Source organism: Sphingobacteriaceae bacterium, assembly GCA_002319075.1.
Classification (GTDB): domain Bacteria; phylum Bacteroidota; class Bacteroidia; order B-17B0; family Aurantibacillaceae; genus Aurantibacillus.
In genome coordinates, this window is record NVQB01000001.1 from 1,221,253 (window position 1) to 1,240,565 (window position 19,313).

At 37.2% G+C, this 19,313-nt stretch carries 22 protein-coding genes; 8 read left to right on the forward strand and 14 right to left on the reverse strand.

All coding sequences use genetic code 11. The features are described 5' to 3' along the window. Positions 1-129: 129 nt before the first annotated feature. Positions 130-630: an isopentenyl-diphosphate delta-isomerase gene (locus CNR22_05505; GenBank protein PBQ31243.1), complete on the forward strand. Its 501-nt coding sequence runs from the start codon at positions 130-132 to the stop codon at positions 628-630. Between the two features lies 1 nt (position 631). Here the strand turns inward: CNR22_05505 and CNR22_05510 are convergent, their stop codons facing one another. From CNR22_05510 to CNR22_05530, 5 genes are all read right to left on the reverse strand, one after another. Beyond that, positions 632-1,297 carry a hypothetical protein gene (locus CNR22_05510; GenBank protein PBQ31244.1) on the reverse strand — a complete coding sequence of 222 codons (666 nt, stop codon included), beginning with the start codon at positions 1,295-1,297 and terminating at the stop codon, positions 632-634. 80 nt (positions 1,298-1,377) lie between these two features. After that, positions 1,378-2,370, reverse strand: coding sequence for a hypothetical protein (locus tag CNR22_05515; GenBank protein ID PBQ31245.1), 993 nt, complete (start codon positions 2,368-2,370; stop codon positions 1,378-1,380). 137 nt (positions 2,371-2,507) lie between these two features. Further along, a complete protein-coding gene (locus CNR22_05520) occupies positions 2,508-3,083 on the reverse strand; it encodes an RNA polymerase sigma-70 factor (protein PBQ31246.1) in 576 nt (191 codons plus the stop codon). A 109-nt stretch (positions 3,084-3,192) separates the two neighbouring features. Then, positions 3,193-3,504, reverse strand: coding sequence for an antibiotic biosynthesis monooxygenase (locus CNR22_05525; protein ID PBQ31247.1), 312 nt, complete (start codon positions 3,502-3,504; stop codon positions 3,193-3,195). Next, positions 3,501-4,316, reverse strand: a complete 816-nt coding sequence (locus tag CNR22_05530; protein ID PBQ31248.1) for a hypothetical protein — start codon at positions 4,314-4,316, stop codon at positions 3,501-3,503. Before CNR22_05530 ends, CNR22_05525 begins: the two co-directional genes overlap by 4 nt. Positions 4,317-4,418: 102 nt before the next feature. Here CNR22_05530 and CNR22_05535 point away from each other — a divergent pair, with 102 nt between their 5' ends. Together CNR22_05535 and CNR22_05540 are read left to right on the forward strand one after the other, a co-directional pair. After that, positions 4,419-5,369, forward strand: coding sequence for a phosphate starvation-inducible protein PhoH (locus CNR22_05535; GenBank protein PBQ34829.1), 951 nt, complete (start codon positions 4,419-4,421; stop codon positions 5,367-5,369). A 29-nt stretch (positions 5,370-5,398) separates the two neighbouring features. Beyond that, positions 5,399-6,391, forward strand: coding sequence for a hypothetical protein (locus tag CNR22_05540; protein ID PBQ31249.1), 993 nt, complete (start codon positions 5,399-5,401; stop codon positions 6,389-6,391). Positions 6,392-6,436: 45 nt separating this feature from the next. Here the strand turns inward: CNR22_05540 and CNR22_05545 are convergent, their stop codons facing one another. The 4 genes from CNR22_05545 to CNR22_05560 form a co-directional block, all read right to left on the reverse strand. Then, a complete protein-coding gene (locus tag CNR22_05545; GenBank protein PBQ31250.1) occupies positions 6,437-7,411 on the reverse strand; it encodes an NAD-dependent dehydratase in 975 nt (324 codons plus the stop codon). Between the two features lie 29 nt (positions 7,412-7,440). Beyond that, complete coding sequence (locus CNR22_05550) at positions 7,441-8,766, reverse strand: UDP-glucose 6-dehydrogenase (protein ID PBQ31251.1); 1,326 nt, start codon at positions 8,764-8,766, stop codon at positions 7,441-7,443. A 29-nt stretch (positions 8,767-8,795) separates the two neighbouring features. Next, complete coding sequence (locus CNR22_05555; protein ID PBQ34830.1) at positions 8,796-9,905, reverse strand: transcriptional regulator; 1,110 nt, start codon at positions 9,903-9,905, stop codon at positions 8,796-8,798. 64 nt (positions 9,906-9,969) lie between these two features. Further along, positions 9,970-10,383: a thioesterase gene (locus CNR22_05560; protein ID PBQ31252.1), complete on the reverse strand. Its 414-nt coding sequence runs from the start codon at positions 10,381-10,383 to the stop codon at positions 9,970-9,972. 310 nt (positions 10,384-10,693) lie between these two features. Here CNR22_05560 and CNR22_05565 point away from each other — a divergent pair, with 310 nt between their 5' ends. The 5 genes from CNR22_05565 to CNR22_05585 all read left to right on the forward strand — a co-directional run bounded on the left by CNR22_05565 (position 10,694) and on the right by CNR22_05585 (position 14,146). After that, positions 10,694-10,999 carry a hypothetical protein gene (locus CNR22_05565; protein ID PBQ31253.1) on the forward strand — a complete coding sequence of 102 codons (306 nt, stop codon included), beginning with the start codon at positions 10,694-10,696 and terminating at the stop codon, positions 10,997-10,999. A gap of 6 nt (positions 11,000-11,005) precedes the next feature. Next, the gene (locus CNR22_05570) at positions 11,006-11,230 is read left to right on the forward strand and encodes a hypothetical protein (GenBank protein ID PBQ31254.1); all 225 of its coding nucleotides are present in this window, start codon (positions 11,006-11,008) and stop codon (positions 11,228-11,230) included. A gap of 4 nt (positions 11,231-11,234) precedes the next feature. Then, complete coding sequence (locus CNR22_05575) at positions 11,235-12,674, forward strand: chromosomal replication initiator protein DnaA (GenBank protein ID PBQ34831.1); 1,440 nt, start codon at positions 11,235-11,237, stop codon at positions 12,672-12,674. 119 nt (positions 12,675-12,793) lie between these two features. Further along, a complete protein-coding gene (locus CNR22_05580) occupies positions 12,794-13,702 on the forward strand; it encodes a 3-hydroxybutyryl-CoA dehydrogenase (protein PBQ31255.1) in 909 nt (302 codons plus the stop codon). A 15-nt stretch (positions 13,703-13,717) separates the two neighbouring features. After that, on the forward strand, positions 13,718-14,146 hold the full coding sequence (locus CNR22_05585; GenBank protein PBQ31256.1) for a hypothetical protein: 429 nt from the start codon (positions 13,718-13,720) through the stop codon (positions 14,144-14,146). Positions 14,147-14,274: 128 nt separating this feature from the next. Here the strand turns inward: CNR22_05585 and CNR22_05590 are convergent, their stop codons facing one another. The 5 genes from CNR22_05590 to CNR22_05610 all read right to left on the reverse strand — a co-directional run bounded on the left by CNR22_05590 (position 14,275) and on the right by CNR22_05610 (position 19,229). Next, the gene (locus CNR22_05590; GenBank protein PBQ31257.1) at positions 14,275-15,264 is read right to left on the reverse strand and encodes a 2-amino-3-carboxymuconate-6-semialdehyde decarboxylase; all 990 of its coding nucleotides are present in this window, start codon (positions 15,262-15,264) and stop codon (positions 14,275-14,277) included. Between the two features lie 4 nt (positions 15,265-15,268). Next, entirely contained in the window at positions 15,269-16,456 is a 1,188-nt protein-coding gene (locus CNR22_05595) for a hypothetical protein (protein PBQ31258.1), read from the reverse strand. A 3-nt stretch (positions 16,457-16,459) separates the two neighbouring features. Then, positions 16,460-17,644 (reverse strand): hypothetical protein, encoded by a 1,185-nt coding sequence (locus CNR22_05600; GenBank protein PBQ31259.1) that lies wholly within the window; start codon positions 17,642-17,644, stop codon positions 16,460-16,462. 91 nt (positions 17,645-17,735) lie between these two features. Continuing rightward, on the reverse strand, positions 17,736-18,083 hold the full coding sequence (locus CNR22_05605; GenBank protein ID PBQ31260.1) for a MerR family transcriptional regulator: 348 nt from the start codon (positions 18,081-18,083) through the stop codon (positions 17,736-17,738). A 156-nt stretch (positions 18,084-18,239) separates the two neighbouring features. Continuing rightward, positions 18,240-19,229 (reverse strand): hypothetical protein, encoded by a 990-nt coding sequence (locus CNR22_05610; GenBank protein ID PBQ31261.1) that lies wholly within the window; start codon positions 19,227-19,229, stop codon positions 18,240-18,242. Between the last annotated feature and the right edge of the window lie 84 nt (positions 19,230-19,313).

Genomic DNA, 19,313 nt, shown 5'->3' on the forward strand with positions numbered 1-19,313 from the left:
TTTTTACAAAGTATGAAAGACTACACAGGAAGGAAACGCCGGGTTTAGATAGTTCTGAAGATTTTATTTCATTGGCTGGAACTGTGCAGGCGAATTTAATCTTATCTTTAAAAATTTGAAATTAGCGCTGTGACCGAAGAAGTTATTTTAGTGAACGAGCAAGACCAGGAGCTCGGAACGATGGAAAAAATGGAAGCCCATGTAAAAGGTTTACTTCACAGAGCTTTCTCCGTTTTTATTTTCAATTCTAAAAAAGAGCTCCTTATACAACAGAGGGCGCTATCCAAATATCATAGTCCCGCTTTGTGGACCAATACCTGCTGTTCGCATCCGCGCCCGGGTGAAAAAACGCATGATGCTGCCTTAAGACGCATGAGAGAAGAAATGGGCATGGAAACCACCCTGGAACACATGAGTAGTTTCATTTACAAAACAACCTTTGAAAATGGATTAACCGAATTTGAATACGATCATATCTATACAGGTAAATCAAATGAAGATCCCATCATTAATCCGAAAGAAGTGAATGCTTATAAATGGATGAGCCTGGATGACATCAAATCAGATCTGAAAACACATCCCGAAATCTACACCTACTGGTTCAAACTGGCAATAGAAAAACTCTTTTAGATTACCATTTAAAGGTAACGCCACCAGAGATGAACGAGGTGCCTACGCCTCCTACTGCCTCGCCAAACAAAGCTACTTTAGGAACAAAATACCAACGCGCTCCTGCAATAAAAGATGCTACCGGCATAACACCTCCATCGCTACGTTGATAGAGTTGTGTATCAGGATCGGTACTGTTAGACGAGTATTTATAAGTTGTAACTCTAAAACCAATTAGCATACCACCATAAACCTCAGCGTTTTTTGTATTTAAAACATCCCAGTGATAGATACCTCTTGCTGCGAATGTGAGGTAATTCCATCTATGTTCGTAATAGTATCTTTCATTTTTATAGTAATAGTTATCATAACGGGAGTGGGATGTTCTGAAGCTCGCAAAGCCACCTACTCCAAGGTATCCAGGTCCCAGCTTTTTTTTCCAACCCTGCTCGTAGCTTACACTTATCAGTGGCGAACTTCCATAACTGTAACCTCCGCCGAGTCCATAACTACGGTAAGTTGCAAAACCGAAACCAATACCTACATTTAAGAGGTGGGTACTTTCGTCAAAACAAGTTCCGTTTTTGCCGGTACCATTTTTAAATTTTATGGGATTGTTTCCGTCTTTTGCATTCGTGATTGCCGATAATAAAATCAAGGCTGCAACAAATAGTAATGCTTTCTTCATAGGGGTTAATTATAAAAAAGTAGTGTTCAAAAATTGATAATGAAAGTACAAAGGTAGACTTCTGGAATTAAAAACGTATACTATTTTTTCCCAAAAAGTTTGTCGAAAAAGTTTTTGATCTTAGCGCGGAGGCTTTCTTTCTGCCACCATTTATAATTCTTGCGCTCGTGTTTAGATTTTAAAATCTCGCTTTTGGTCTTGTTATAGTAACCACTTTCACCAGGAGCAAGCACAAGTTTTTTCACGTCTTTGTATCCAACCCCTGAGAACTCAACAGCCCCGGTGGCAACAATAACTTCCACTTCTTTATCAGAACTATGACTTTTTACATTAAACGTGGTGGATCTTCCTTTTACAAGCGTGTTTTCGCATGCAACCATAAACAAAACGGAATCTTTTTTCACATCAAAATAGGCTTCGCCCGTAAGAGATACGTAACGGTTTGACTTATTAAAATTTTGCGGATATTCAAGTTTGCTATTAGCATTCAGATAAACAATACTATTATCAGGCAACATAAAAATTTCCATCGAATCTCCGGTAATAACCGTTACAACAGCATCAGATGTTTGAGAAGGAAATTTAAATTTCGCTGAAGTTTTAGCAAGTGGTTTTGTTTTTGTTTTAGAAGAAGCCAAAGAGTCTAATGTAATACTATTAAAATCCGGCTCATTAATTTCAACCGGTGCTTCAACAGCTTTATTAGCGCTGTTATTTGCTAAAACAGGCGTAGTGGCAGATTTCGATGATACAAAATACACTTTTACAACTATGCCCATTACCAGAAACAGAGTAACAGCAGCGGCAATTCTGAACCAGCTATAGTTTACTTTGGTAACTTTTATTTCAGGTTGAGTTTCGGTTAAATGTTTAAACTGATCCCATGCCTGATTAACATCGGCATCTTTTTCTTTTTTAAGATGCAGCGAAGCCTTCCAGAATTTCTCCACGCTGTCGAATTCAGCCTGATGTGAGGGATCTTGTTTTAACCACTCTTTTATTTTTTTTTCTTCCTCGTGAGTTGCGTTCCCGGAAAGATACTTTCCAAAAAGTATGTCTTTATTTGCCAGCATTTAGTCTATTTATTTTAAACCTTTGTTTTGCCTTACACTGGTTTGATTCTATGACCGAAAAACCGGCCCTTACCCCCAAAGAATCTACCGTTTAAAGCTAATGTATTGATAATGAACTGCTAAAATTCCAATCTTTTTTAAATTATTAATCCTGAATCGTGCAAAATCTTAAAAATAACTGAAAATCCCAGTACTGTGGCCAGCGAAAAAAACTCTTTTGTGAGGTAAGGTTTTAAATCTTCTTTCATCTTTTTCAAAGCAATTCCCATTTGATTTTCCACTGTTTTAATCGACAATCCCAGGTACTCAGAAATCTCTTTATTTTTTAATCCTTCAAAGCGACTTAAAACAAAAATAGCCTTGCATTTTGGCGGCAAAGCGTTTAAAGCTAATTGTATTTTTGATTCCAATTCTTTAACCAAAACCGGAGTGTCTGTTTGTCCCGAGGACTCAATCTTTAAATCGCCAATACTGGTTTTATTTTTATTGTTTTCCAGATAGGTGATCGAGGCGTTGATAACGGATTTAAACAAATAGGCTTTTTTATTTAGAATTGCTGAAACCTCATCTCTTCTGTTCCAGAGTTTAATAAAAACGTCCTGAACCACGTCGTGAGCGGCATCTGCGTCGCCCACAATGTTTTCAGCAGCATTGCGCAGCATTTTGTAATGCACTTTGTACATCTCTTCAAAATTATCTGCAAGGTCTGTCATTGGTCACAAAGATACACAAATGAATGATTGAAATTCTGTAGAATATTTGTCGTTTCAAAGAGGCTATACGTCGATCTGCAAGCCTCGCAGGAGCAAGCTTATTTTAATATTAGTGGCTGTGAGACGCTTGTGAAAAATCAAGTTCATTGAGCGACCATGCTGAGGGCTTGTCGTTAAAGAGAATTTTTGTGGCGCCCCATACTTTTTCAAACAATTCGGAATGGCGATATGCGTTTAAATGCTCTTCGCTTTTCCACAAACTAAACGTAAAAAAAATAGTTGGTGTGTTTTTATCCTGCAACAATTCCACATGGTTACAGCCCTCGAAGCCTTTAATATATTGCCAGTTGTTTTCAAAAATAGATTTGAATTCTTCTATTTTTTCGGGATCAAAACTCATTTTCACAATACGTTTAATCATAAAATTTCTATTAATAAATTAAAATCAAAGGTGGTACCTATATCGCGTGGAAACAGCATATTGTAAGCGCTTTTACCGTTCGCCGCTATTTCGAGGTAACCAAAACTATTAAAAAGCGCTAAAGGTGTTCCATATTTCACCTCGTCGTAAGTGGTATGGATTTTTGTAATGCGCGCGCCCGGCAGTGTAATAAGAAACTCCTTTTTACCGATGATCTCTGCAAAACGCTCTTTGGTTATATTGGTGATGATGTTTCCAAAATCATCCACATAAATTCCCTTTCCCCGCAATATATTTCCATTTACAAAACTATCAAACTGAAAGGCTTTATAGTAGTCGCTTGTTAGTACGGCAATCTCTTCTATTTTTTTATTCTGAAGAATATGAATAGCAACATCTGCAAAAACATCTTTTAAAAAGAAATGGTGTTTATTTTCTCCTTCATAATAAATTTGATAAACGGGTTCGTTAAAAGCGGCATCAATCAAGGTAAAAAGCCCAGTATCTGGACAAATGATGTATTGATTTTTATATTTAGTTACCAGGTAGCGAGAATTGTCAACGTTATTTGCTTTGTTCAAATTACTGCGATCAACAATAAATTTGATTGCCACAAGGTGTATACTTCCCTCGGGAAAATAAGCCAAAGAATTCTTAATGATAAATGCTGCGTCTGAAATATTGTTCTCCTTGATCTCGCAGCTTAAATCTACAATATGGTGCGAAGGTTCTGAAGAAATGAGTTTTGCTTTAACTATGGCCAAATAAGGGTCGCGGTAGCCAAGATCGGTTGTTAAAGTAATAATGCTCATTTGTTCAAAAATAATTATTATTTATGCGCTTATTTTTTTAAACTTGATGTAGAGATTAACAGGGTTATAAACAAATCAAGTCCCTGTATGAAAGATGCACTTATGAATGAAAAAATAATCACCCTTGACAGCATTGAGCCAGTTGAAATTTACGGTGTGAATGATGTAAAACTGAATGTCATTAAAAAACATTTTCCAAAACTTAAATTAATTGCCAGAGGCTATTCACTGAAAGTACTTGGTGATGCCCAGGAAATTACACGTTTCGAAAAAAAACTTGATCTTCTAGTAGATCATTACCACCGCAGCGGAGTTCTTACAGATACTGTAATTGAACGCCTGCTGGGGCAAACCGGCGATAATATTGTTGAATCAAAAGACGAGGCGTTAAATAATGACATAATTCTTTTTGGAAATAACGGCCTTGTTATAAAAGCCAAAACCGAGAACCAACGTAAAATGGTGAGCGGTATTGTTAAGAATGATATGCTCTTCGCTGTTGGTCCTGCGGGAACCGGTAAGACCTACACTGCTGTTGCCCTGGCGGTAAAAGCTTTAAAGAACAAAGAGGTGAAACGTATAATTTTGACGCGACCTGCAGTTGAAGCGGGAGAAAATCTTGGTTTCCTGCCCGGGGATATGAAAGAAAAGCTCGACCCTTATATGCAGCCATTGTATGACGCCTTAAACGATATGATTCCCAGTGAGAAGCTGAATCAATATTTAGAAAGTCGCACAGTTCAAATTGCTCCCCTGGCTTTTATGAGAGGTCGTACTTTAGACAATGCTTTTGTAATACTTGATGAAGCGCAGAATACCACAGAAAGCCAGATGAAGATGTTTTTAACCCGTATGGGTGCAAATGCTAAATTTATTGTGACCGGCGATCCAACTCAGGTCGATCTTCCTGCAAGGCAGAACAGTGGCTTACTTCAGGCGTTGCGTTTATTAAAAAAGGTAGAAGGTATTAGTGTTATTGAACTAGATAACACCGATGTAATTCGCCATAAATTAGTAAGAGCTATTATTGAAAAATACGAAGCAAAACCTTAATAATTCATTTTTGCTTATCCGATACATCTTTGAAGAAGCGCAGTTCAATACTTATTTTATTTCTATTTACCGTAACAGCTTTCTTTGCACAAAAAGCACAAGAGGCTCTCGGGCTGAAGACCTGGTATAGCAATGTTGCTTTTGGCTCGGATAATGTGATCCTGTCTACCGATAATGGTAACAACTCGCTTTATGAGATCAGGTTTTCAGTCACCGGCAAATTAGTTTTAAAACACCTTAAAAAAAAGCTGTTCGATACTGCTGCTACTTATTTCGTAAAAAAGAACAATCTTACTGTTAAGTTAAACTACAAGGATTCTTCCAAAATCTTTGAATATAAAATCAGGCGTATATCAGGCAATCAGGCATATGAATTAAACCTTACTGCAAGTTCAAAGTATTTTAAACGCAAAGGTGATGATACCATTGTTACAAAGCTGGTTCTCACACAAGGCACGAAAAGAAAAGTGATTAAAAACATGCAATCAGTGATCGTGTTTTCCAAAAAGAGAGCTTTAAAAAACGACAGCATTGATTTCGCTATCTGGGGACAGCTTGTGGGCTATATTGCAGATACACTCATTATTGACTGTGACCAGTATATTGAACATAATTTCTACAAGAAACATCCCGATTCGCTGCACTACATTAGCCCCGAGCTATACGATACCGTTATACGCATAAAAGTTCCTGTCAGGGAAGTAACCAAGATTTATACGCAGCGCGAAAGTTTCACTTCTGTTACCAATGGATTAACTTACACTGCTTTGGGAACCGGCCTTGTTTTTATTGGCGGCTCGCTCATTTTTAATGATAAGGATTTTGGATCTAACCTTGGAGCTATTGGCGTTGTTTCACTTTTAACGATCCCTTTCTCCTTTGGAACTGGTTTAATTTTTGCCACCGAAAAATACTATCTCATCGCCACTGAAAAGCAGTCGAAAACCTGGAAAGTGGAGCGCAGAATGCCACACAAAATTGAGATTAAACACAAGCCGAAGCCTGTAAATAAAAAATCCTGAAGCGAGAGGAATTCTTCACTTCAGGATCAGTTATTCTAAAAGAAATTAGTTGAAAGTTCTGTGTTCTACCTTATTTAAATCGTCTTTGCTTAGAGATTTAAAGTATTCATAAGTTATTTTTAAGCCCTCTGCACGATTCACCTTCGGCTCCCAACCCAAAATTTCTTTTGCTTTGGTAATATCGGGACGACGTTGTTTGGGATCATCTTTAGGCAATGGCAATGAAATTAATTTTTGTTTAGCTCCGGTAAGTTTTAAAATCTCTTCACCAAATTCTTTAATGGTGATCTCGCTTGGATTGCCAATGTTTACAGGCAAATGATAATCACTCATCAGTAAACGGTAAATGCCTTCCACCAAATCATCCACGTAACAAAAACTACGCGTTTGAGATCCATCCCCAAACATGGTAAGGTCCTCACCACGCAATGCCTGTCCGATAAATGCCGGTAATACGCGGCCGTCATTCAGTCGCATACGTGGCCCATAAGTATTAAAAATACGAATGATTCGCGTTTCTAATCCGTGATAATCGTGATAGGCCATGGTAATGGCTTCCATAAAACGTTTAGCTTCGTCGTAACAACCACGGGGACCAACAGGATTTACATTTCCCCAATATTCTTCTGTTTGCGGATGCACGTGTGGATCTCCATAAACCTCGCTGGTAGAAGCAACAAGAACTCTTGCTTTTTTTACACGTGCCAATCCAAGAACATTATGAGACCCTAAGGAAGAAACCTTTAAAGTTTGAATAGGAATTTTTAAATAGTCGATAGGGCTTGCGGGTGAAGCAAAATGTAAAATATAGTCGATATCGCCTGGTACATGGATAAATTTAGACACGTCGTGGTGATAAAACTCAAACTGTTCTAATTTAAACAGGTGTTCGATGTTTTTAAGGTCGCCGGTAATTAAATTATCCATGGCAACAACGCGCATTCCTTCCTTTATAAAGCGATCACATAAATGCGATCCTAAAAAACCTGCTGCTCCTGTTATTAATATTCTTTTTTGCATAGTTATTTAAGTGTTCAGGTTTTAAAATTCTAAGTATTTGTGTTAACCCCGATACAGTAATAATCGTAACCCAAATCTTTCATATCCTTGTGATCAAAAATATTTCTTCCGTCAAAAATAACTTTGTTTGAAAGACGCTTTCCGACTTCTTCAAAATCAGGAGATCTGAATTCAGGCCATTCTGTTACTATCAATAAAGCATCCGCTCCATTCATGGTATCGTACATATCGTTGGAATACGCAATAGTGTCGCCAATCATTCTTTGTGCTTCGTGCATGGCAACCGGATCATAAGCCACAACACTTGCTCCTGCTTTTAATAATTTTTCGATGATCACTAAGCTTGGAGCTTCACGCATGTCGTCTGTTTTTGGCTTGAAGGATAAGCCCCAAAGCGCAAAAGTTTTACCTTTTAAGTTATTATTAAAATGCGTGCGAACCTTATTAAACAACACTTCTTTTTGAAGCTCGTTTACTTCTTCTACAGCATTTAAAATACGCATGTTGTATTTATGTTCTTTAGCCGTTTTAATCAAGGCTTTTACATCTTTAGGAAAACAGCTTCCTCCATAACCAACACCCGGGTAAATAAATTTATGACCAATACGGCCATCGCTTCCAATTCCTTTTCGCACCATGTTTACGTCTGCGCCCATGATCTCACAAAGATTGGCCACGTCGTTCATAAAACTGATTTTAGTTGCTAACATAGCATTGGCTGCATATTTGGTCATTTCAGCACTCGGAATATCCATAAAAATAATAGGATGCCCGTTCAATAAAAATGGCTTGTACAATTTGCGCATTATTTCTTCCGCCTCATGTCTGTCGGTGCCAACTACAATGCGATCTGGTTTCATAAAATCTTCGATAGCTGCTCCTTCTTTTAAAAATTCAGGATTGGAGGCAACATAAAAATCAATTTTGGCGCCACGCTTGTCAAGCTCTGCCTGCAAAGCTTTACGTACTTTTTCTGCTGTGGTTACCGGAACGGTAGATTTTGTGACAACTACCAAGGGTTTTTGCATGTGCTGGCCTATACCAGCTGCTACTGCTAAAACATACTTCAAATCTGCTGAACCATCTTCATCAGGAGGTGTTCCCACTGCAATAAAGGCTACTTCAGCTTCTTTGATGCTTTCCTGCAAAGAAGTAGAAAAATGTAAACGTTTTTTTGTGGTATTTCTTTCCACCATTTCTTCAAGACCTGGCTCGTAAATGGGCAGAATACCTTTATTGAGGTTATCAATCTTTTGTTGATCGATGTCAACACAGGTTACATCCACCCCTACCTCGGCAAAACAAGTTCCCGTTACTAAACCTACGTATCCTGTTCCTACAACTGTAATTTTCATATAATATATAAATATTGCCGCTTAAGCGGCTAGATTAATTCTAAAACTGTTTTAGTAATATATTCCAAAGTTTCCTGATCAAGCTCTGTATGCATTGGGAGCGAAAGCACGCAAGCGCATAATTTTTCTGTCACAGGAAAATTACCTGGTTTATGGCGTTCACTTGCAAAAGCTTTTTGCATATGTAAAGGTATAGGATAATAGATCATAGAAGACACACCGCGTTCGGCTAATTGTTCGCGGAGCTTTGATCTGTCAATATCTTTTAATTGCAAAGTGTATTGATGAAATACATGATTTGAATGTTTAGAGCGAAAAGGTGTTTTTAATTTAGGGTGATTTGCAAAAGCTTTATCGTAATGATCTGCCACCTTATTTCTCGCCGCAGCATATTCATCCAGGTGTTTAAGTTTTACTTTCAAGATAGCGGCCTGAATTGTGTCGAGACGCGAGTTTACACCAAGAACATCATGATGATATTGTATACTTTGTCCATGATGGGCAATCATCCTTAATTTTTTAGCCAGCTCGTCGTCGTTGGTATACATAGCACCGCCGTCACCGTAACACCCTAAATTCTTACTTGGAAAAAAAGAAGTACAACCTATCGTACCAATAGTTCCGGCCTTTGCTGTTTTACCGTCGGCAAAGAAATAATCACTCCCAATGGCCTGGGCCACATCTTCAATAACATATAAGTTGTGTTTTTTTGCTATAGCCATGATCTTTTCCATATTAGCGCATTGTCCGAATAAATGCACCGGAACAATGGCTTTGGTTTTTGATGTTATATTGCGCTCCATTGCCTCAATATCAATATCAAAAGTATCAGGATAAACATCTACAAGAACAGGAGTAAGACCAAGAAGGCCGATTACCTCTGCGGTAGCTACATATGTAAAACTAGCGGTAATAACTTCATCACCTGCTTTTAAACCAAGGGCCATCATAGCAATTTGTAAGGCATCGGTGCCATTGGCACAGGGAATAACGTGTTTTACTTTCAGATAAGCCTCAAGATCTGCCTGAAATTCTTTAACAGCCGGACCGTTAATAAACGCCGTTGTATCGAGTACTTGTTGAATGCCTGCGTCTACTTCACTTTTAATCTTCTCGTATTGACCTTTCAGGTCAACCATTTGAATTTTTTTTGTCGAAATCATCTTCTTCCTTTGGATCAGCGAAAATACTAAATTTTAGGCACTAAACAGGAAAAAAGGGATCAAAAGCCTTACTAAACCAATCAGGCAGACCACATACCTTACCCGTGACTTTATCAACGCAAACAAGCACTACCTGTCCAGAATTGAGAAGTTCTCCTTTAGCATTAAAACACTCATAATCAAATGGAAGCCTTACCCCTTTTGGTTTTTCCCACATGCGGGTTACCACTGTAATTTCATCGTCGTAAAGAGCAGGTTTTTTATAATTAATAGAGTAATCTACAACCGGCAGCATAATTCCACGAGCCTCCACCTCTTTATAACTAAATCCCAGTAAACGCATGGCTTCTACCCTACCTACTTCATAATACTGCGCGTATATTCCATAATAAGCGTAGCCCATTTGGTCGGTTTCGCCATATCTCACTCTGATTTTTGTTTCTGCTCTGATCATAAAAAGTGCTTTTTACAAATTTACCGAAATAATGAAGCTCAGATCTTAAAAAAACGCTCGAATTAAACCTATTTATTAAGATGATTGGTATGAACCAGCCTTAAAACTTTGACTCACCTTTTACCCTAATTAAGCAAGATGCTTTTCTAATCCACTTCACTTATAAAAGTCAAAAAAAACACAAAATAAATCAAAACAAAAGTAATCCTTTCTTATACTTATTTTTTTCATTCTGCAAGCACAAAAAAACAGAAAAGAAAAAAAATATCTTTTTTTTTGACATTGAAAAAAAACGACAGTAAACGGATAATTGAAAACAAACAAGCATTTAAAAAAATTCAGTACGAAATCCCGAAAATTGGTTTTTGATTATTGTAATTCTGATTTTAGTTACCATTACGATTTATTTTTTGGCTGCCCGCTGCGTTTAAAAAAAATTTGCGAGAAATTATTCCATTTTTTTTTAATTCGCTGTAAGCCTTTTAAAAGTAAGGGGTCCGGAAATTATGTGGTTGCGAATTCGTTTGTGATCCAGGCTAAAAACAGGTATCTTGTATCTATAAAAGTTAGAAATGAACTCGTGCCATACAAAAACAATTTCTTAGATAAAAAATAAAAATGAGTGTGTAAGCATTTTATAATAACGAAAAAAAAAATACAAAACACTACCCGCGAAGAAATTAAATTGGGTCAGACAAAAAAAAACCGAAATTGCAAGCGAGGAAGAAAAATTTTCCCAAACTTTTTTTTCGTATTTCCTATTGCAAAGACAAATAATCGCATTATATTTACAAACACTATTGCGTTGATTACTTATAACACCAAAATATTTAAAACTTTTTTATAACATGATGAAAGAAAAAACTGCTGAGCAAGTTTGGAATGGTTGCCTGGAAATTGTAAAAGATAATGTTAGCCCACAAAATTTTAAAACATGGTTTGATCCGATTAAACCAATCAAAATAAATAACAACGTTTTAACCATTCAGGTTCCCTCACAATTTTTTTATGAATGGATTGAAGAACATTACATCACTTTAATTAAAAAAGTAATTAAAAAAGAATTAGGGCCAGAAGGTCGTTTAGAATACAATATTATTATGGATAATGCTTCAGGTAAAACTGAAACTCCTATTACTTTTAAATTACCTAATATCAATACCAATTTAAAAAACCCTTCGGTTTCTATGCCGATTGATATCAGCGGTAATAATCCTATTAAAAATCCCTTTGTTATTCCAGGTTTAAAAAAGGTTCAGGTTGAATCTCAGTTAAATCCAAATTACAGCTTTGACAATTTTGTAGAAGGAGACTGTAACCGCTTGTCCCGCAGCGCAGGATACGCAGTAGCACAAAAACCAGGTGGAAATGCTTTTAATCCTTTATTATTATATGGTGGTGTTGGTTTAGGTAAAACCCACTTAGCTCAGGCCATTGGTATCGAAGTAAAAAAGAATTATCCTAACAAGACTGTACTTTATGTACAATCTGAAAAATTTATTACTCAGTTTATTGAGTCTATTAAAAACAACAATCAAAATGATTTCGTACACTTCTACCAAATGATAGACGTGTTGATCATTGATGACGTTCAATACTTTGCAGGAAAAGAAAAAACACAAGATGTGTTCTTCCATATCTTTAATCACCTGCACCAATTAGGAAAACAAATTATCTTAACGGCAGACCGTGCTCCTGTTGACATCCAGGGAATCGAACAACGCTTATTATCCCGTTTCAAATGGGGGCTTAGCGCTGATCTTCAGGCACCTGGATTAGAAACACGTATCGCGATCTTAGATAAAAAAGTATACAACGAAGGAATTCAACTTCCAAAAGAGGTAAACGAATACCTTGCCTATAGCATTACTTCAAACGTACGTGAACTAGAAGGAGCATTAATCTCTTTACTGGCACAATCAAGCTTAAACAAGAAAACAATCACTTTGGAATTAGCCAAAACAATGATTGATAAATTTGTGAAGAGTACTGCACGCGAGGTTTCCATTGATTATATTCAAAAAGTAGTTTGTGACTATTTTGATCTTGCTATTGACACTATGAAATCAAAAACACGTAAACGTGAAGTGGTTCAAGCCCGTCAGATTGCAATGTACTTTGCAAAAAGTATGACCAAATCATCTTTAGCTACAATCGGTATGCATTGCGGTGGTAAAGATCACGCTACTGTATTACATGCTTGCCGCACGGTAAATAACTTAATGGATACTGATAAACGTTTTAAAGCTTACATCGAAGAGCTTGAGAAAAAAATCAGCATTACTAATTAAAATTTAAATTTTAACACAAAGAAAACCTTTCGGAAACGAAGGGTTTTTTTTATGATTGTTTAAAATTTTCTTTGTTAAAACCGAATTTCTCTACTAGCTTTAAAAACTAAATTATTTTTATGAAGAACATTACTGTGATAGGCAGCGGAACCATGGGAAACGGCATTGCACATACATTTGCGCAAGCGGGCTATAGTGTGAATCTTGTTGATGTAAATGAAAATGCCCTGCAAAAAGCTATAGCAACCATTACCAAAAATTTAGACAGACAAGTTCAAAAAGGAACTATCGACGACGCTGCTAAAACTACAACTTTAAAAAATATAAGTACTTCCACCGACCTTACCAAAGCTGCTTCAAATGCCGATCTTGTAGTGGAAGCTGCCAGCGAGAACATAGAGATTAAATTCAAAATTTTTAAGCAGCTCGACGAAATCTGTCCTCCTAATACCATACTTGCAAGTAACACTTCCTCTATATCTATTACACAAATTGCAGCAGTTACAAAGCGCGCAGATAAAGTAATCGGCATGCACTTTATGAATCCGGTACCGGTGATGAAGCTCGTTGAAGTGATTCGTGGTTACAGTACCTCAGATGAGGTGTGTGATCTGATCATGGAAACTTCTAAAAAATTGGGAAAAATTCCTGTAGAGGTAAATGACATTCCGGGATTCGTAGCAAATAGAATTTTAATGCCTATGATTAACGAAGCTATCATAACTCTAAATGAGGGAGTTGCCGGTGTTGAAGAAATTGATACGGTTATGAAATTAGGCATGGCTCATCCGATGGGTCCTTTACAATTAGCGGATTTTATTGGCCTGGATGTATGCCTGAACATTCTACGCGTGCTACAAGATGGTTTTGGAAACCCGAAATACGCTCCTTGTCCTTTATTAGTAAATATGGTAACCGCAGGTCACCTGGGTGTAAAATCAGGAAAAGGGTTTTATGATTACAGTAGTGGCACCAAAGATTTAATTTTAGCCGATCGTTTTAAAAAGAAAACCAACGCAATAGCATAATAATACTTCTCTTCCTTGTCATCCAATTACTCAGATATACTGCCCATCGAATTTCCGAACATCCCAAGTGCCGGAGTGTACTATTTTAACACGAAAAGTGGTCTTCGCTACGAAGTAAGATTCGGCAGATTGCAGGATAATATTTTACACGCGAATATCGTTTTTGGGGTCATTAACGATGAATTTGAAGGTGAAGAATACATTACAACCAATCGCGGTGAAGTTTACCAGGTAATGAATACGATTGTAGAAATTGTAAAAAATTACATGAAAGAACATCCTAAAGTAAATATTTACGAATTTAACGCGGTTGGAAGAGATGGGGAAGACGAGTACGTTGAGAACGCACGCATGGCTTTATACCGCAGGTTTCTTCCCAGAATCTTTGAATCAGGATGGAAGTTTAAGATTGAAGGGAATTTCGCTCTCGTTACCAAGGCCTAGGCCACAGATGCCTCTAATCCCCTGATCTGTTTTCAATAGTCTCGTTATTCTATGAAAAGTTCGTTAAGTGCCGCTGTAAAAGAAGGCCCACGATTATCCAAGTAATCGGAGCCTCACGTGGTGCAATTCTACAATCCCAGCCAGCTTTTAGCGGCTGATCCCATTATAGTTTCTTTCTCTGATTGTTTTAGTGGCGAGGTTCTCACAAGTTCTCCAGGTACTGCTTCGCCTAAGGGAAAAGGATAATCGCTTCCCTGCACAACTTTATCAACGCCAACCATATCAATAATGTATTGTAGCATCTTATGATCGCATACATGACTATCCACCCAAAACTTTCCGAGATAATCTTTGGGATTTACCGGATTATCGATAGCTACAAGGTCTGGACGGCAATCCCAGCCATGTTCGATGCGACTGATGGTTGGTAAAAAAGATCCTCCACCATGTGCAAAACACACTTTCAGATTTTTATATTTTTCAAAAATTCCACCAAAAATCATACTGCAAATGGCTCTGCTGATTTCTGCGGGCATTCCTACAAGCCACGGTAACCAATATTTTGCCATGTGTTCTTGTCCCATCATTTGCCAGGGATGCACCAATATAGCAGCGTTTAATTTTTCGCAGGCTGCAAAAAACTCATCAAACTGCGTTTCGTTCAAATTTAAATTATTGATGTTACTACCTATTTGTACACCTCTGAAACCGAGTTTCATACAACGCTCTAACTCTTTTACGGCCATATCTGTATCCTGCATGGGCACGGTAGCTAATCCAATAAATTTTTCAGGATGATTATTTACAGTAGTTGCAATGTCATCATTTAAGAATTGACTGATCTCGAGACCATCTTTTGCTTTTGCCCAATAGCTGAACATTACAGGAATGGTACAGATAACCTGCATGTCGGCCAAGTGGTGTTGCATCTCATTTATTCGTACTTCAGCATCCCAGCAATTATCGGTTATTTCTCTAAAGCGTTTGTTTCCCTGCATCATCCAGGCTCTTCCCGGCGCATGATGATCTAAAGTGATGAATTCACCATAACCAAATTTCTTGGTAAAATCCGGAAGTTGTTTAGGGATAATGTGCGTGTGAGTATCTATAGTAAACATGATGTTATTTTTTAACTGCGTGTTTTTTTTGTAATTCGTAATTATAAAATTGTCTTCCTAATTCAGCTAAATAAGGAAGCGCAATTGTTTTGTAATCGTATTTTCCATCGTTGATGACCTCATCTTCATTTGCATAAATTACCGCACTCAGCATAAATTCTATTCCGGCGGATTTATCTAAAAAGTAAGCACAGTCGGACATAAAGCCATACGATTGCCCCACAATATTAGTAATTATTAAATTAGTATTTTCGATAGACCTTTTTGAATCGCCATAAAAAAGGTACTTTTTATAACTGTCGTAATAAACCTTAGGATCGTATTTAGGGCTGATACTTTGGCGGGGAAAAATGCTGAGGTAGTTCCTGAGAAATAATCTTTGCTCTTCTGTAATTTTAAACTTACCGGATTGGTTGAAAATAAGTTCTTGTAAAATCGTGTGACAATCAATAAGGCTCATGTAGTTGGAGCCAGCAAAGTTTTTGGGAGTGTTTATTTTTTTATTATTTGAATCGTAATATGCTTTTCCAACTTGCATATTCCGATCAGTACTGGCATAGTGCCGTGCGGAGGTTTGTTCCTTTTGGGTGTATAATACATTTAAATTAGGATCGAGGAAAGAAACAGGGTTTGTTATAACATTGTCTTTTCCACGGCAATTACCGTCATAACGACTCAAAATACGAATCCCTGGATAACCCCCCTTCTCCAGATTTTCATGAATATAATCTACGCCAAGAAATTCGTAAACCCTGCTGTAGGCTGCATTATCACTTACCAATAGCATTTTTTTTATATACTGCTCAATACTTGGATAGTTATTTGAAGAACTTGTGTCGCGCTTTACTTTTTTGTGACAGATTATGGAACTATCCGTAAACATTATAGCATCCTGGTTCACGCCTATCTCATTGAGTTTTTGAAGAGCCAAAATACTTACAGGCAATTTTACAAGACTTGCGCAGTAAAAATAGTTTTCAGGCTTTACATTAAAATAATGATTCGTAAAACCAGGTTTATCGCCAGAGCGGTTAATCTCGGTATAAATAATTTGAAGGTGATATTTATCTGGCTGAGAACTTATTTTTTTTAGCAGTGGACTTTTTTTAAAAATGGTGTCGAAACCAAACTGGCAGTAGCTTAAAGTTGGCCATTTAAGACAAATAAGTATGAGCAGACACCATCTTAGCATTCCTTAATTGCGCCTGGCTACCATTAAATTGCTGTTCTTATCTTTAAAATTGTAACCAATTCCAAAACCAAGTGCAGTTGAATTGCCGTGTTTATAAAGCGAATCAAGATCTTTTTGGTAAGCGTTTTTAAAGAGGGAGATGGGTTTGGTATATTCGCCGAATAATTTGTAGCTCCAGTTTGCATCATCTTGTTTAAAGTAACGCAAAGCTATACCACTATCATCCTGTACAATAGTAGAAGAGCCTTTTAAAATAATTTCACGTACAAATGAAAAATAGGTTTTATGCAAAAGGTAAGACGCTCCTTTAAGATAGGTATTAAAATTTTTAAAGCTTCGAAGATAAGTCTTGAAACCTGGATTTGAATCCAAAGCCACATCCACTACATTAAGAGAATAATAGTTCAATTCTTTTAACTTGTTCTCGGCAGTTTTATACAGAATCTCCACGCCTTTACTTTTAAGATTAGAAGTTTTTAAAGTTTCGAATGAAGCCAAATATATCTTATTACCCAGAGAGTCGACAGTGACAGGTTTTGCAGAAACGATGGCATTTCCGGTTCTGCTTAAAAACAAAAACAATAAATGAATGGTTCCGTCTACCTCTCCGTTTTTAAGATCTTTACTCATAGCTTCTGTTCTAAAAAAACTAAAGTTTAAAATTGCATGTAAAGAAGAATTCAGTTTATCGTAATAGCGTTTTAATGAATCTCCTTTTAATGCGTTAAATTCCGGTAAGGTTCCTACAGGTTCCAATCCTATCATAACTGTTTTATCAGCCTGTGGGAAAAACAAATTCGCGTATAAAATATCCGGACCAGAAAAAGGATAAAACAAGTTTGGTTCAGGTTTTATTTCTACCATAAGTTCTTTGTTTCTGAACTCCAGCAATTTTTGCATACGTGTGGAATCGAAATTATTCCAGCGTTTTGAAAAGTCATCTGAAAAATTTTTGTAGTGTTGATTTTCCGTGGTACCACTAAACATTTTTCCAGGAGGATAAATACCGGCAATTAATTCTGCCACAGCATTCAGAGAGTCGTTGATTTTTATCTCCGGTTTTTCAGCTATTTTTGTTAAGCTATCTGTAACAAGTGAATCTTTCTGATTCTTTTTTTCACTATGAGCATTATCGTTTTTCGGCGCGCAACCTAAAAGTAATAAAGCCAAAACAATGTATTTTGTCATGGCCGCAAAAGTAATAAAATTGTGCGTATGCCTATTAAAAAAGGGACAATTACCCTAAGAGACGGCTGTTAAATTTAAAGGGAACCGGAGTTTAATCCTGATTATCGCGAAGTTCGATGAGTTTTGCTTTTATATTCTTAAGTTTTTCAATCACATCGGCATGGGAGCCTGCTGACTTAACAACAGATTTATTTTTAAGTTGTTCCTTTGCGCCTTGAATGGTATACCCTTTTTGTTTTACCAGCTCAACGATGCTGGCAATGTGTTCGATATCCTTTTTTGTAAATAAGCGATTACCTTTTTTGTTTTTCGTCGGTTTAAGTACGTCAAATTCCTTTTCCCAAAAACGAAGCGTACTGGCGTTTAAGTCAAACAAGTCAGAAACCTCGCTAATGGAATAGTATAGCTTTTCGGTTTCTTCTTTTTCGTTTACACTCATAATAGGATTTTTAACTGTTTTAAAAGTAAATCTATTTGTTACAAAGTCAATCTTTAGTTTTCAACAGAAAACCTATGATTTAAACAGTAAGCGAAGGTTATGAGCATAAAAAAAGCCATCTCCGCAGAGATAGCTTTCGTTCTGATAATTTCCAGATTAAGGAAGTGTTATATTAAATACACGCCCGTTAATAGTTACCGTTGCAGCCATGTCACAAGCACCATTTCCGAAATCTATGGTACGTAATGGACGGCTACCTGGTGTATAAGCAATAGTTCCACTAATAAAAGGGTGACGGTGAGGGCGGGAAACAGGATCGGGAGCGCAATTAAAATCTCTTACCAGGTTGGTAGCGTTTGCAGTAAAGTTTTCTCCTTTAGCATTAACACCACTGGCGCTGCCATTGATTTTCACCATGGCCTTAGTCCAATCGATTGGCATAGCCTGACCTTTATAACAGAGTGTATCACCTGTATTCATCAATTCCTTTGTACGGTTGCAAGACCAGCTAATAGTACCTCCGCTATTTGGTTTTACTATAGAGATATTGGCTACAACCGACCATTTAAGATTAGTTCCGGGATTAGCAGTACTCGGAATAGAGCTGGAAGTAATATTACTTACTGACTTGCTAATAATAGTTACAGCGTACCCATCAACCACATAATTCTGAGATGTTACACTCATGTTAAAGCCTGGATTTCTGTAGCGGGTGGCACCTGATGCAGATCCTGAAAAATCATAGATCAATTTTCCGGTACGGGTTCTACCATCTTTTCCAATACAACCGCTTGTACCAAAGTCGATGGTTACAACTTGATTATTCACTGTTACTGCTGCACATCCCGACGCTTCCAATGCTTCAACAGAAGAAGGGCCACTTGTCTTGTAGGTAGATAAAGACCCATTGTCTGAAACCTGGCTTCCCATAGACTCTATATCTGCTACATAACTTTCAGCCACATTATTATCAGTGGCGGTGCTTTGTTCTGTATCTTCGGCGATAGTTTCTTCCTTATCTTTTTTACGGCACGAGCTAAAAGATAAAGAGGCTACTGTAAAAATTACTGCGAGACCCATAGAGATTTTGGATGTTCTATATCCCGGCTTGTACTGACCTTTGAGGTTTTTTAGTTGATTTTCCATTTTTTATTCTGGTTTAGTTTATTTGAATCTTTGACTCAAGGAATGCATCAAGGTTTAACCAAAAAAGAAATAATTTAAAAAAAA

Excerpts from the sequence above, each read along its gene's own strand:
- CNR22_05510 (PBQ31244.1), bottom strand. The coding sequence starts at position 1,297 with ATGAAGAAAGCATTACTATTTGTTGCAGCCTTGATTTTATTATCGGCA.
- CNR22_05515 (PBQ31245.1), bottom strand. The coding sequence starts at position 2,370 with ATGCTGGCAAATAAAGACATACTTTTTGGAAAGTATCTTTCCGGGAAC.
- CNR22_05520 (PBQ31246.1), bottom strand. The coding sequence starts at position 3,083 with ATGACAGACCTTGCAGATAATTTTGAAGAGATGTACAAAGTGCATTAC.
- CNR22_05525 (PBQ31247.1), bottom strand. The coding sequence starts at position 3,504 with ATGATTAAACGTATTGTGAAAATGAGTTTTGATCCCGAAAAAATAGAA.
- CNR22_05530 (PBQ31248.1), bottom strand. The coding sequence starts at position 4,316 with ATGAGCATTATTACTTTAACAACCGATCTTGGCTACCGCGACCCTTAT.
- CNR22_05535 (PBQ34829.1), top strand. The coding sequence starts at position 4,419 with ATGAATGAAAAAATAATCACCCTTGACAGCATTGAGCCAGTTGAAATT.
- CNR22_05545 (PBQ31250.1), bottom strand. The coding sequence starts at position 7,411 with ATGCAAAAAAGAATATTAATAACAGGAGCAGCAGGTTTTTTAGGATCG.
- CNR22_05550 (PBQ31251.1), bottom strand. The coding sequence starts at position 8,766 with ATGAAAATTACAGTTGTAGGAACAGGATACGTAGGTTTAGTAACGGGA.
- CNR22_05555 (PBQ34830.1), bottom strand. The coding sequence starts at position 9,905 with ATGGTTGACCTGAAAGGTCAATACGAGAAGATTAAAAGTGAAGTAGAC.
- CNR22_05560 (PBQ31252.1), bottom strand. The coding sequence starts at position 10,383 with ATGATCAGAGCAGAAACAAAAATCAGAGTGAGATATGGCGAAACCGAC.
- CNR22_05575 (PBQ34831.1), top strand. The coding sequence starts at position 11,235 with ATGAAAGAAAAAACTGCTGAGCAAGTTTGGAATGGTTGCCTGGAAATT.
- CNR22_05580 (PBQ31255.1), top strand. The coding sequence starts at position 12,794 with ATGAAGAACATTACTGTGATAGGCAGCGGAACCATGGGAAACGGCATT.
- CNR22_05590 (PBQ31257.1), bottom strand. The coding sequence starts at position 15,264 with ATGTTTACTATAGATACTCACACGCACATTATCCCTAAACAACTTCCG.
- CNR22_05595 (PBQ31258.1), bottom strand. The coding sequence starts at position 16,456 with ATGCTAAGATGGTGTCTGCTCATACTTATTTGTCTTAAATGGCCAACT.
- CNR22_05600 (PBQ31259.1), bottom strand. The coding sequence starts at position 17,644 with ATGACAAAATACATTGTTTTGGCTTTATTACTTTTAGGTTGCGCGCCG.
- CNR22_05605 (PBQ31260.1), bottom strand. The coding sequence starts at position 18,083 with ATGAGTGTAAACGAAAAAGAAGAAACCGAAAAGCTATACTATTCCATT.
- CNR22_05610 (PBQ31261.1), bottom strand. The coding sequence starts at position 19,229 with ATGGAAAATCAACTAAAAAACCTCAAAGGTCAGTACAAGCCGGGATAT.